The 12,357-nt window shown below is 68.7% G+C and carries 9 protein-coding genes, 1 pseudogene and 1 CRISPR repeat array; all 10 genes and pseudogenes read left to right on the top strand.

All coding sequences use genetic code 11. From position 1 onward, the window contains the following. Positions 1–307 precede the first annotated feature (307 nt). A pseudogene (locus tag BMW67_RS15280) lies at positions 308–415 on the top strand (integrase core domain-containing protein); the annotation flags it as partial. A 130-nt stretch (positions 416–545) separates the two neighbouring features. Next, on the top strand, positions 546–3,038 hold the full coding sequence (gene cas3, locus BMW67_RS14810; protein ID WP_177174522.1) for a CRISPR-associated helicase Cas3': 2,493 nt from the start codon (positions 546–548) through the stop codon (positions 3,036–3,038). Positions 3,039–3,089: 51 nt separating this feature from the next. Continuing rightward, positions 3,090–4,565, top strand: a complete 1,476-nt coding sequence (gene casA, locus BMW67_RS14815; protein ID WP_072748490.1) for a type I-E CRISPR-associated protein Cse1/CasA — start codon at positions 3,090–3,092, stop codon at positions 4,563–4,565. Beyond that, positions 4,562–5,092 carry a type I-E CRISPR-associated protein Cse2/CasB gene (gene casB, locus BMW67_RS14820; protein WP_072748491.1) on the top strand — a complete coding sequence of 177 codons (531 nt, stop codon included), beginning with the start codon at positions 4,562–4,564 and terminating at the stop codon, positions 5,090–5,092. Before casA ends, casB begins: the two co-directional genes overlap by 4 nt. Further along, a complete protein-coding gene (cas7e, locus tag BMW67_RS14825) occupies positions 5,089–6,186 on the top strand; it encodes a type I-E CRISPR-associated protein Cas7/Cse4/CasC (protein WP_072748492.1) in 1,098 nt (365 codons plus the stop codon). The genes casB and cas7e overlap by 4 nt, the downstream gene beginning before the upstream one ends. Then, positions 6,179–6,886, top strand: coding sequence for a type I-E CRISPR-associated protein Cas5/CasD (gene cas5e / locus BMW67_RS14830; protein WP_072748493.1), 708 nt, complete (start codon positions 6,179–6,181; stop codon positions 6,884–6,886). The genes cas7e and cas5e overlap by 8 nt, the downstream gene beginning before the upstream one ends. Next, complete coding sequence (locus BMW67_RS14835) at positions 6,883–8,790, top strand: DUF262 domain-containing protein (protein WP_072748494.1); 1,908 nt, start codon at positions 6,883–6,885, stop codon at positions 8,788–8,790. The genes cas5e and BMW67_RS14835 overlap by 4 nt, the downstream gene beginning before the upstream one ends. Beyond that, complete coding sequence (gene cas6e / locus BMW67_RS14840) at positions 8,790–9,443, top strand: type I-E CRISPR-associated protein Cas6/Cse3/CasE (protein ID WP_083581644.1); 654 nt, start codon at positions 8,790–8,792, stop codon at positions 9,441–9,443. The genes BMW67_RS14835 and cas6e overlap by 1 nt, the downstream gene beginning before the upstream one ends. Positions 9,444–9,457: 14 nt before the next feature. Beyond that, positions 9,458–10,381 (top strand): type I-E CRISPR-associated endonuclease Cas1e, encoded by a 924-nt coding sequence (gene cas1e, locus BMW67_RS14845; RefSeq protein WP_072748496.1) that lies wholly within the window; start codon positions 9,458–9,460, stop codon positions 10,379–10,381. Further along, the gene (gene cas2e / locus BMW67_RS14850; RefSeq protein WP_072748497.1) at positions 10,378–10,704 is read left to right on the top strand and encodes a type I-E CRISPR-associated endoribonuclease Cas2e; all 327 of its coding nucleotides are present in this window, start codon (positions 10,378–10,380) and stop codon (positions 10,702–10,704) included. The genes cas1e and cas2e overlap by 4 nt, the downstream gene beginning before the upstream one ends. A 156-nt stretch (positions 10,705–10,860) precedes the next feature. Continuing rightward, positions 10,861–12,354: direct repeats of the CRISPR family, unit length 29 nt; unit sequence GCGTTCCCCGCACACGCGGGGATGACCCG. Positions 12,355–12,357 lie beyond the last annotated feature (3 nt).

Raw genomic sequence — 12,357 nt, forward strand, 5'->3', positions numbered from 1 at the left:
GCATAGCCCCGGCGCTCGGGCGTACGCTCGTAGTGCGCCGCACCGAGAAATCGTTCGCGCTCGATCTGCATCGCCAGCTCAAAGGCCCGGGCGAACACCGAGGCGATCTCGCCAGGGCCGTGCTCGATCAGCTGTTCCAAGACCGCCTCAACCGCCGTATCCTTCCGTCTGTCCATTCGCGCTTCTCCATGGTCGTTCGGCAACTCCATGGAATACCAGGATGGGCAGCCCCTGCTGGGGCATGCCCCAGCAGGGGCTCAAGGCCCCAGCCCAAAGCGAATTTCCAGACATCACGGTACAGTACCCTTGGCGCGACGACTACAACCATCACCGCCCCCATTCGAGCCTCGACGGGCTCACCCCGCGGGAGTATCACAAACGGTCAAGAGAGGACCAAACCCTGAACAGAGCTAACGCTGAAACGCGGACTCTAAGGGGAGCAGGTCAGTTCTTGCGGGTGTCCACCTGCCTCGCCGCCATGATCATGGCTTGCGCTCGGCTATGGGTCAGACATTATGGGTCCGCATCCTAGGCGTCCGGTGAAAATGGTGGCAGGATCAACCTTCGGAGCGTTGTGTCTCCATTGGCCGGGCAAGAGCGCGGACGCGTCCGGGCGAGAGCATCCGGCCGTCTTGCATATGCTGGACGTGGCGGCCGTCTGCGAACGGCTCGCCGAACCCTTGCGCATCGCGGAGGGGGTGAAGAAGGCGTTGGTCCTTCTTTCCGCGCTTCATGACCTGGGCAAGATTTCCGACAGCTTTCGCGCCATGCTGCGTGACCGGCGTCCTCAGGCCTTTCGCCACTGGGAGATAACGGAAGCCTTCCTGTTTTATCACGACGGACGAATTGGCGAAGCGCTTGGCGGGAGCGAGGGCGCGCGACGCGAGCTTTACGCCGCAGCGGCGGGGCATCATGGGCGCCCGTCGCAAAGGATTCTGTCGATGAACCGCTCGAACACCGGTCCGGGCGGAGAGTGGAAGAGGATGATTGACGCGGCGGGGGAGGAGGCGCTTGAGGCCGCCGGGGCAGCGATCGAGATCTTTCTGGGCCTATGGCCCGACGCTTCGCTTGTCGATCTTGATGCCACGGCGAAAGCGCGGCCGCTTTCCTGGAGGCTGAACGGGCTTTTGACCGCCGCCGACTGGATCGGCTCGAACGCCCTTTGGTTTCCGTCCTGCCCGCCATGCGCGGACGCGCAAGCATATCTCGACTCTGCGCGTGAGCGGGCGCGGCGCGCCGTTGCGGCGTCGGGGGTCGCGACGCCTTCGCCTTCAAGGACCCGGCTTTTCGATTTCAGTTTTCGCCCGATGCAGGCGGCCTGCGCCGAGGCAGAGCTGCCCTCGGGGCCGATGCTGGCTTTCATCGAGGACGAAACGGGCTCGGGAAAGACCGAGGCCGCGATGGTCCTGGCTCAAAGGATGCTGCTGGCGGGCAAGGGGCGAGGGCTTTACGTGGCGTTGCCAACCATGGCGACCGCCGACTCGATGTTCCGTCGGCTGAGGCCGATCCTGCCGAGGATGTTCGCCTCGGCTCCGACCTTGACGCTTGCGCATGGCCGCGCGGGCCTGACGAAAGAGTATCGGGACCTCGTCCTCTCGCCCGAGCGGATGCAGGATGAAGCCGGCCCAACGGAGTGGTTGCGGGATTCGCGTCGCAGAGCGCTCCTGGCCAATGTCGGCATCGGCACGATCGACCAGGCTTTGCTGGCGGCGGTCAGGGCGCGGCATGCGACCCTGCGCCAATATGGGCTTTCCAACAAGATCTTGATCGTAGACGAGGTGCACGAGATGGGCGACCCATATATGGGCGTCCTGCTGGAGACGCTTTTGCGGCTGCATGCGGCTTTGGGCGGTTCGGCCATCTTGATGTCCGCGACGGTTCCGCGCGATTTGCGATCGAGGTTGTTCGCTGCTTTTGGCGGCGGCGCCCGCCCCGATCTTGATGAGCCCGGCTATCCGGCGTTGACGGTCTCGGGCGCCGCCCCACGCCCGGTGGCCCCCGCGGGCTTGGCGCGCGGCGCGTTGAAGGTCGAACGCCTTGACGCGCCGGAGCGTGCGCTCGGTCTGTTGGAGTCCGCGGCTCGCGAGGGCGCCGCGGCCGTGTGGGTCCGAAACGCGGTGGATGAAGCCATCGAGGCGGTGAAAGCCCTGCGCGAGCGAGGAGTTCCGGCCGACCTTCTGCATGCCCGTTTCGCGCTGTGCGATCGCAAGCGGCACGAGGCCGCCATCCTGTCCGCGTTCGGCAAGGATCGCGCGGCGCGTCCCGGTCGGGTTCTTGTGGCGACCCAGGTCGTGGAATCTTCGCTGGACCTTGATTTCGATGTGATGATCAGCGATCTGGCCCCAATGGCCGCCCTGATCCAGCGCGCCGGGCGGCTCTGGCGACATATGGATCGGCGGCCGGCTGCGGCGCGCGCGGTCGCGCGTCCTGCGCTGCATGTCCTGTCCCCCGATCCCGTCCATGTGGAAGGCCCTGGCTGGGCGCGCGACCTTCTGGGCGGCGGCGCCCATGTCTATGATCTGGCCACCCTTTGGCGCAGCGCGAGCGTTCTTTTCCGTGCCGGCGAGATCCGCGCGCCCGAGGCGCTGCGGGCGCTGATCGAGGCCGCGCATGGCGACGCCCCCGTCCCCGCGTCGCTCGAGCGTGCCGAGTTGCGCGCCGAGGGGCGATCCGGCGCGGCCAAGGCCCATGCTTTCCAGAACCGGATCGAGTGGGACAAGGGCTATCGCGCCGGCGCGAGCGGGGCCGGAGATGCCGACTATCCCACCCGGCTCGGCCAGCCTCAGCGAATTCTGGTTCTGATGCGGCCCGACGGCGCGCCCTGGTCGGGCGGCGCGTGGTCGGTCGACAGCTGTCAGCTCTCTGAAGTTTCGGCCAGCGAGGCTCGCCTGTCGAAGCTGGCCCTGCCCGAAAGCGCGCCGCCCGTAGCTCTGCCGGATTGGCTGGTCGGCACGCGCAGCTTCGTGACGGTGGCCGAGAATGGCGAAATCTGCGAGGGGCTTGGTTACGAAGAAGATGCCGGCCTCATGTTCACTTGACATTTCGCCCGAGGCGCCGAGCCTCGGGCTGTGGTTGTTTTTGGTGATTTGATGCTCAACCTTGTCAACGATGCCTGGATTCCGGTTCGCCGCAAGGATGGCGGCCGCGCGGCGATCGCGCCCTGGCAGATGGCCGATGACGATCTGGCCTTCCTGGACTGGCCCCGCCCCGATCTGAACATCGCCTGTCTGGAGCTCTTGATCGGGCTCGTCTTCCTTGCCGATCCGCCGCGCGATGCCGACGATTGGCGCGACCGCTGCGCGCCCGACCCCGATCGCCTGTGCGAACGTCTTGCGCCCTTCGCTCGGGCCTTCGAGCTGATGGGCGACGGTCCGCGTTTCTGTCAGGATCTCGAGCCGTTCGAGCGCGGCGCGAAGGCCCCCAAACCGCCCGACATGCTGTTCATCGACAGCGCGGGCGAACAGACGATCCGCAACAATGCCGACCTGATGGTCAAACGGGGTCGTTATCTCGCGCTGGAGCCCGCGCTGGCGGCGATCGCGCTCTATACGCTGCAGGCCCATGCGCCCTCGGGCGGGGCGGGCAACCGCACTTCGATGCGCGGCGGTGGGCCGATGGTCACGCTGGTCGATCCGGGGCGGGGGCTGTGGTCGCTGATCTGGGCCAATGTGCCCGATGGCACGCCCGCCACGCCGGAAGTTCTGCCGTGGATGCGCCCCACGCGGACATCCGAGAAGGGCCAGCAGGTTTTTCCGCAGGACGCCCACCCGGCCGAGGCGTTCTTCGGCATGCCCCGCCGCCTGCGCCTTGTCGGCGAACGGGGCGCGGTCACGGGCGTCGTCCAGCGCCCCTATGGCGCCAACTATGCCGGCTGGGAGCATCCCTTGACGCCGCATTACCGGGTCAAGCCGGGCGCCGATCTGTTGCCCGTGCATCCCCGCGCCGGTCTGTTCGGCTATCGCAACTGGCTGGGCGTGGTCGCCCGAAAGGCGTCCGAGGACGATACCGCGCGACGTGCCGCCGTGGTGGAAAGCTGGCATGAGCGCAGTCCGGCCCATGCCGAGGTCATCGTGGCGGGCTGGTCGATGGACAACATGAAGCCGCGCGACTTCATCTTCTCGCGCGCGCCGCTCCTGGACCTGTCCGACGAGCTGGCCGAGCGGGTTGAGGGGCTGGTCGAGGCGGCCGAGCAGATCGCCTCGGCTCTGCGCGCCGCGCTTGCGCCGCTCTTGGCCGAGGGCGAGGCCCGCGAGGCCGCCCGAGAGGATTTCTTTTCCCGCACGCAGGGCGCCTTCGAGGCGCGGCTGGCCGAGTTGGCAGCTGTCAACTCCGACCCCGATGCGGTGGCGCGCGGCTGGCTGGACGACCTTGGGCGGGCGGCGCTGCTACTCTTTGATTCCCATGCTCTGCCGGGCCTGGCCGAGCGCGACATTCGTGGCCAGCAGGCCATCGTGCAGGCACGGCGCAACCTGTCCGCGACGCTTGCGGGCCATGGAAAGACGGGGCAGGGAGCGTGGCGCGCCCTTGGTCTGACCCCGCCCGAACAGAAACGGAGGCGCGGATGAGCGAAACCGAATCCGGCAAGCAGCCCACACGCGGCGAAAGGGCCGCAGCCTGGTGGCGCGAGCGTCTGGCCAATCGCGACAGCGGCGCGGCACGGGGGTTGTCCGCCCGCCTGCGCCGGGCCCATGCGCTGGCCGCGCTGGCCGAACCGCAGGTGCAGGCGCTGGCGCGCGATCTGGGCCTTGGGGAAGGGCAGGCCGACACGCTTCTTCGTCTTGTCTGGGCATTGGCCGAGCTGCGCGAGAGTGACGGCCACAGTCTTGCCCGACGCCTTGGCGGACCCGAGCCAGTCATGTCGCATCTGCGCTTTCAGCGCCTGATGCGCGCCGAAGGCGAGGAATTCTCAACCGCGCTGCGCCGCGCCATCGTCATGGCCGACCGGCGCTGCGACGTCGCGCGGCTGGCCGCTGACCTTCTGGTCTGGGACCACCCACAATGGGGCGAAGCCGCCCGCCGACGCTGGATCTTCGACTATTTCGCGGCGCCAGCGCCCGGCACGCAGGAAACTTCCGGGGAGATTGCCCAATGACGACCTTTGTTCAGTTCCACCTGCTGACGCCCTATCCGCCATCGAACCCCAACCGCGACGACCAGGGACGCCCCAAGCAGGCCCTGGTCGGCGGCCATCCGCGGCTGCGCTTGTCCTCGCAATCGATCAAGCGGGCGGTGCGAGAGACGGCGTATTTCCTGCAGGATCTTGCCGGCCATCGCGGCGCCCGCACCAAGCGTATCGCCGAGAAGGTCGAGGAGAGACTGATTGCCAACGGCGCCGCGCCCGAGACCGCGCGCGAAGCTGCCCAGACCGTGGCCAAGGTCTTTTCGAAGCTCGAGGCCGAAAAGGACGGAAAGCCGCCGCTGACCACCACGCTGGCCTTTGTTTCGCCCGAGGAATGGCAGGCCGCGCATGACCTTGCCGACCGTCTGGCCGCGGGCGAGAAGATCGCGGACAAGGACATCAAGAAGATGGTCCTGCGACATGCCGACGGCGCTGTGGACATCGCCATGTTCGGCCGGATGCTGGCCGACGATCCTGACTACAACCGCGAGGCTGCGGTGCAGGTATCCCATGCCTTCACCACCCACCGCGCGATGGCCGAGGACGACTGGTATTCCGCCGTCGACGATCTCAAGAGCCGCGAGGAGGATTCCGGCGCCGGCCATATCGGCGAGGCGGGCTTCGGCTCGGGCGTCTATTACCTTTACGCCTGCGTCAACGTGGACCTGCTGGTGGACAATCTCGGCGGCGACCGGGCGCTGGCGGCCAAGGGAATCGAGGCGCTGGCCCGTGCGCTGGCCACAGCCACGCCGCGCGGCAAGCAGAACAGCTTTGCCCATCATCCCCTCGCCCATTACATCCGTGTCGAACGCGGCGGCCGCCAGCCGCGCGACCTGTCGGGCGCCTTCTTCAAGCCGGTCGATCTGCGCACCAACCACCCGAACGGGGTTCTGGGCGCCTCGGTCGAGGCCCTGCGCGACATGGCCGCCAAGATCGACGCCGCCTATGGCGCCATGGCCGAGGCGGTCGAGGAGATGCACATGCACGAAGGCAAGGGCAGCCTGGATGCGATCGCCCGCTTCGCGGCCGATGCCGTCCAGACCCTGCCCGAGCGCGAAGATGCATGAATTCCTGATCTTCACCCTCTCGGCCAGCCTGGCCAGTTTCGGCGACGTGGCGGGGCATGAACGGCGCGGGTCCTGGACCTGGCCGGGGCGCTCGGCCATCCTGGGGCTGCTGGCGGCGGCGCAGGGGATCGGCCGCGACGGCGACTTTGCCGCGCTGGACGCGCTGCGCCTGGCGGTGGCAAGCTTTGGCGCCGGCGACGTGATGCGCGACTATCACACGGTGCAGACCGTGCCCACTGCGGCCGTCCGCCGCCCGCAATCGCGGCCCGAGGCCTTGCTCGCGGCGGGGCGGGGAGTCAACACCACGATCACGCTGCGCGACTACCGCACCGACATGGTTTTCGGGGTGGCCGTGGCGGGCGCGGGGCTTGCGGCGCTCGCCCGCGCGCTGGAACGGCCCGCCTTTCACCTCTACCTGGGGCGCAAGGCCTGTCCGCTGAACGCGCCGCTGGACCCCCGGATCGTCGCGGCCGCCGACCCGGTCGAGGCCCTTGCGCAGCTGCGCCTGCCGCCCTGGTGGCCCGAGGCCGACCGGACGGCGCGCATCCTGCATTCCGATCGCGGCCTGTTCGGCCCCGAACGTTCCGTAACGCAGCTCCAGACCCGCCACGACGCGCCGCTGGACCGGCGCAAGTGGCATTTCGCCCCGCGCGCGGTCGAAACCCGCAGCGTCGAGATCACGGCACAGGTGGCAACATGACCTTTGAAACCAACCCGCGCTTTCTGCGCGACCTGTTGAACGACGCCCATCAGGGCAAGCTGCAACTGCCGGATTTCCAGCGCTCCTATGTCTGGGGCGACGACGATGTGCGCAGCCTGATCGCCTCGATCGCCCGGGGCTATCCCGTGGGGGCGCTGCTGACGCTGGGTGCGGGCGGCGAGGTGAACTTCAAGCCGCGCCTGCTGGAGGGGGTTGAGGCCGAGCGCAAGGCGGCGGGGGAGGGACCCGCCCGCCCCATGCCCGACGAGCTGCTGCTGGACGGCCAGCAGCGGATCACCTCGCTCTACGGCGCGCTGACCGGCACCCTGCCCATGCGCGTGCGCAAGCCGCAAAGCGAACGGATTCACCTCGAGCGCTATTACTACCTGGACGTTCCGCGGGCGATGGAGTCGGGCGAGGACCTGGAATCCGCCATCATCGGCGTGCCGCGCGACCGCCTTCTGCGGGGCCGGTTCGGAGGGATCGAACGCGACCTGTCATCCCGCGAGCGGGAATTCGAGGAAGAATGCCTGCCGCTGAAGATCGTCTTCGACCAGGGGACGCTGATGGAATGGCTGTGGAAATACCAGCAGTTCTGGACCGACCGGGGCGAGGATCGCGGTCAGCGCGCCAACCGCCTGATGACCCAGCTCATCCAGCCCCTGCAAAGCTACCAGATGCCGGTCATCCGCCTGTCGCGCGACACCAGCCGCGAGGCGGTCTGTCTGGTCTTCGAAAAGGTCAATGTCGGCGGCAAGAAGCTGGACGCGTTCGAGCTGGTCACCGCGATCTTCGCGGGCAGCGAGGACCCGCTGGATCTGCGGCGCGACTGGGAAGCCCGCCATGCCCGCATCGCTCGCGGCCCGCATCTGGCGGGGCAGGAGAACCGTGTCTTCGACGACCTGCGTGGCTTAGACTTCCTGCAGGCCGTGTCGCTGTCCATCACCCATGCGCGCCGGCGCGCCGAAGAGGCGCGGATCGCCAGCGACGACCCCGACGCCCGGGCGCGGCTGCCGCAGGTCAGCGCCCGGCGCGACGCGCTGCTGGCGATGCGGCTTGCCGATTTCCGCGCCCATGCCGGCGCCGTCGAGGACGGCTTTCGAGAGGCGGGCAAATTCCTGAATTCACAGCGTATTCTGTGGTCTCGCGATTTGCCCTATCCGGCCCAGCTGGTGGCGCTGGCCGCGATCATCGCGATCGCGGGCAAGGCGGCCCAGAGCGCGGCGGCCAAGGAGAAGCTGGCGCTGTGGTTCTGGCGCACCTCGCTGGCCGAGGATTACGGCACAAGCCCCGAATTCAAGCTGGCTCGCGACGCCGAAGAGGTCGCCCGCTGGCTGGCGGGCGGGCCCGAGCCAGAGAGGATGCGGCTTCTGACCTTCAACCGCGACCGGCTGCATACGCTGCGCGTGCGCCTCTCGGCAGCCTACCGGGCGTTCTCGGCGCTGCTGATGCGCGAAGGATGCCGTGACTTCATCACTGGGCAGACGGCCGAGATCTCGACCTTCGGCAATGACCCGATGGATTTGCACCACATCTTTCCCCGCGCCTGGTGCGCCAAGAAGGGGTTCCGGCGCGAGGAATACGATTCGATCCTGAACAAGACGCCGCTGACGGCGGCGTCGAACCGGGCGATCGGGGGTGCGGCCCCGTCGGAATACCTGGCGCGGATCGAACGCGATCACGGCCTGAGCCCCGCGCAGCTGGACGAAATTCTGCGCAGTCACCTGATTGAGCCTGACTTCCTGCGCAGGGACGATTTCGAAGGCTTCATCGCCGACCGGGAAGAAAAGCTGGCCGCGCTGGCGGCGCGTGCGATGGGGCGCGAGGGCGTCGTCGAACGCCGCGCGCCTACCGAACCGGAGTTGGAAAGCGCCGACGAAGACCGCGATGAGGATGCCGCTTGATGTATCTGTCACGCTTGACGCTTGACCGAAAACCAGACGTGGCGGCGCTGGGGCCGCTGCTCGAGCCTGCGCATGAAGGCCGGCGGATGGATGCGCATCATCGGCTGATCTGGTCTGCCTTCGCCGGCGACCCGGCGGCTTCTCGCGATTTCCTGTGGCGCGACATGGGGCGGAGCCAGTTCATGGTGCTGTCGCCGCGCCCGCCGGCTGCCTCGGCCTTGTTCGAGTCGCCCGAGGTCAAGCCCTTCGCCCCCGAATTGTCTCCGGGCGATAGGTTGGCCTTCGTCTTGCGCGCCAACGCCACGCGCGCGCGCAAGGGCGCAGGGCGCGTCGATGTGGTGATGGACGCGCTGAAGGCCGTGCCAAGGCCCGAGCGCGCCGCGCGGCGGATGGAGATCGCCCAGAAGGCGGGCGCAGACTGGCTGGCTGGGCAGGGCGCGCGCGCTGGCTTTCGGGTGCTCGACTGCCATGTCGGCGCCTATGACGTGCGCGATCTGCCAGGACAGGGCAGGCGCCGGCCCCGCTTTGGCGTGCTGGACCTGGAAGGCGTGCTCGAGATCACCGACGCGCAGGCCTTTCTGGCGCGCCTGCGCCAGGGTTTCGGCCGCGCCAAGGCCTTTGGATGCGGGCTGATGCTGATCCGTCGGGCTTGATCGAGGGCGGTGCGATGCCCCGGATGCCCGGACTGCCCCCGCCGCGCCCGATCCCGCTGAAGGAGCGGGCCAGCCTGGTCTTCGTTGAACGCGCGCAGCTGGATGTCGAGGATGGCTGCTTCGTCGCCGTGGACGAGGGCGGCGTTCGCACCGTCATCCCGGTGGGCGGTATCGCCTGCCTGTTGCTCGAGCCCGGCACGCGCGTCAGTCACCGCGCAGCGGCCCTTGCCGCGCAGGCGGGCACGCTGCTGACCTGGGTCGGCGAGGGGGCGGTGCGGCTGTATTCCGCCGGACGGCCGGGAGGAGAGCGCGCCGACAAACTGTTGTGGCAGGCGCAGATCGCGCTGGACGATTCTGCAAGGCTGCGGGTGGTGCGCAAGATGTATGAGATCCGCTTTGGCGAGCCCGCGCCGCAGCGCCGCTCCGTCGATCAGCTGCGCGGGATCGAGGGCGTGCGCGTGCGCGAAACCTATGCCCTGCTGGCGCGGCAGCATGGGGTCGAGTGGCGCCGCCGCGCCTATGACCCCGGCGACTGGGACGCGGCGGATCTGCCGAACCGGTGTCTGTCGGCCGCGACGGCCTGCCTGCATGGCCTGTGCGAGGCGGCGGTGCTGGCGGCGGGCTATTCCCCGGCCATAGGCTTCCTCCATACCGGCAAGGCGCTGTCCTTCGTCTATGACATCGCCGATCTGTGGAAGCTCCAGACCGTCGTGCCCGAGGCGTTTCGAATCGCGGGGCAGGCGCAGAAGGGGCGGCTGGACATGCCGGTCGAGCGCGCGGTGCGCCATGCATGCCGCGACGCCTTTCGCCGCTCGCGGCTGCTCGAGAAGATCATTCCCCAGATCGAGGAGGTCTTGAGCGCAGGCGAGCTGCCCCGCCCCCCGGCGCCGCCCGAGGCGGCCGGCCCCGCCTTCGCCGATCCGCAGGAGGGACCATGACGTTGATGGTGGTGACGGTGACCAACGCGCCGCCGCGTCTGCGCGGCCGGCTGGGCGTCTGGCTGCTCGAGGTGCGGGCGGGGGTCTATGTAGGCGACTACTCTGCGCGTGTGCGCGAGCGGATCTGGGACCAGGTCTGCGCCTGGATCGATCAGGGCGATGCCGTGATGGTATGGGCCGCGCCGACCGATCAGGGCTTTGACTTCGCCACAGTGGGGACGAACCGGCGAATGCCGGTGGACTACGACGGACTGAAGCTGGTTCGCTTTCTTCCGGCAGATCACCCGAGTCTCGCAAACTCCGCCCCTCGCGGGAAGCGGTAGACCCTTCGCCGATCGGTCTCGACGCGATGCGCGCAACAGCGCGCGTTTGTCGGTCGCGGCGCGGGCCCGCCGCCTCGGGGCCCGCGAACCGGCCGGATCCCCGGTAAGCTCTTTGACAACGGAATAGGCCCGGTAGTACAAGCGTTTGCAGGAAGAGCGTTCCCCGCACACGCGGGGATGACCCGTCCTTTCCGCCGCCTGTCGCCTCGGGGATGCCGCGTTCCCCGCACACGCGGGGATGACCCGGAGCACGTCCCCGCTGCCATCCTGCGGATGGTGGCGTTCCCCGCACACGCGGGGATGACCCGACCACCACGCCGCTGACCTGGGAGGTGAACGGGCGTTCCCCGCACACGCGGGGATGACCCGCTGTCGCCGGGGCCGAGTGGCGCGCCCCAGTCGCGTTCCCCGCACACGCGGGGATGACCCGGGCATGGGCCCGCCCGAGGTCAGAAGGAGAAGGCGTTCCCCGCACACGCGGGGATGACCCGGTGACTGCGCGCGAGGGCGACGTCCTGGAGCTGCGTTCCCCGCACACGCGGGGATGACCCGGTCAGATCGCCCGGCGTTCGCGGCCTGCGCCAGCGTTCCCCGCACACGCGGGGATGACCCGACCGCGCCCTCGCGCCCCGCCCAGGTCTCGATGCGTTCCCCGCACACGCGGGGATGACCCGTGGGACAGGCAGCGAAGCTCCAGCCCGCTCATGCGTTCCCCGCACACGCGGGGATGACCCGAGATCGCGCGTATCGCGTCCCGCGCAGCTACGGCGTTCCCCGCACACGCGGGGATGACCCGCCTTCGTGTTCGGCAGAGTTCTTAGCATCCTAGCGTTCCCCGCACACGCGGGGATGACCCGTCGTGCTCGACGACGGGAAAGATGCCCGCAAAGCGTTCCCCGCACACGCGGGGATGACCCGTAGGGCAGGGCAAGGTTCGTCGTCTGGCTCATGCGTTCCCCGCACACGCGGGGATGACCCGAACACGTCGCCCGTGCCGTCCTGCGGATGGTGGCGTTCCCCGCACACGCGGGGATGACCCGGACGACATCGCCCTCATCGTCCAGGATATCGCGCGTTCCCCGCACACGCGGGGATGACCCGGTCGAGCCGGACGCGTTGGCGACGACGCCCTTGCGTTCCCCGCACACGCGGGGATGACCCGTTCTTGTTAAATCGGCCAGTCTCGAAGAACAAGCGTTCCCCGCACACGCGGGGATGACCCGACGACCTCGAAAACCGAGTAGCCGTAGGGCACGCGTTCCCCGCACACGCGGGGATGACCCGTCCACACGCACAGGCCGGCCGTTGACTTCGGCGCGTTCCCCGCACACGCGGGGATGACCCGGGCCTCGACCGCCTGAAACAGGCGGTCGGACGGCGTTCCCCGCACACGCGGGGATGACCCGCGGACGGGGCCGTCCTCCTGGCTCTCGTGGCTGCGTTCCCCGCACACGCGGGGATGACCCGAGACTGCGGCGTTCGAACGTCGAGCCGCGCGAGCGTTCCCCGCACACGCGGGGATGACCCGACGCAGGTTATCGAGGCACACGCCCCGAACGCGCGTTCCCCGCACACGCGGGGATGACCCGAGTGAATGTCGATCCGTTCGCGTAGATGCCAAGCGTTCCCCGCACACGCGGGGATGACCCGCGC

This window comes from Oceanicella actignis, from assembly GCF_900111545.1.
GTDB lineage: Bacteria > Pseudomonadota > Alphaproteobacteria > Rhodobacterales > Rhodobacteraceae > Oceanicella > Oceanicella actignis.

Excerpts from the sequence above, each read along its gene's own strand:
- BMW67_RS14835 (WP_072748494.1), top strand. The coding sequence starts at position 6,883 with ATGACCTTTGAAACCAACCCGCGCTTTCTGCGCGACCTGTTGAACGAC.
- cas6e (WP_083581644.1), top strand. The coding sequence starts at position 8,790 with ATGTATCTGTCACGCTTGACGCTTGACCGAAAACCAGACGTGGCGGCG.
- cas7e (WP_072748492.1), top strand. The coding sequence starts at position 5,089 with ATGACGACCTTTGTTCAGTTCCACCTGCTGACGCCCTATCCGCCATCG.
- cas5e (WP_072748493.1), top strand. The coding sequence starts at position 6,179 with ATGCATGAATTCCTGATCTTCACCCTCTCGGCCAGCCTGGCCAGTTTC.
- cas2e (WP_072748497.1), top strand. The coding sequence starts at position 10,378 with ATGACGTTGATGGTGGTGACGGTGACCAACGCGCCGCCGCGTCTGCGC.
- cas1e (WP_072748496.1), top strand. The coding sequence starts at position 9,458 with ATGCCCCGGATGCCCGGACTGCCCCCGCCGCGCCCGATCCCGCTGAAG.
- casB (WP_072748491.1), top strand. The coding sequence starts at position 4,562 with ATGAGCGAAACCGAATCCGGCAAGCAGCCCACACGCGGCGAAAGGGCC.
- casA (WP_072748490.1), top strand. The coding sequence starts at position 3,090 with ATGCTCAACCTTGTCAACGATGCCTGGATTCCGGTTCGCCGCAAGGAT.
- cas3 (WP_177174522.1), top strand. The coding sequence starts at position 546 with ATGGTGGCAGGATCAACCTTCGGAGCGTTGTGTCTCCATTGGCCGGGC.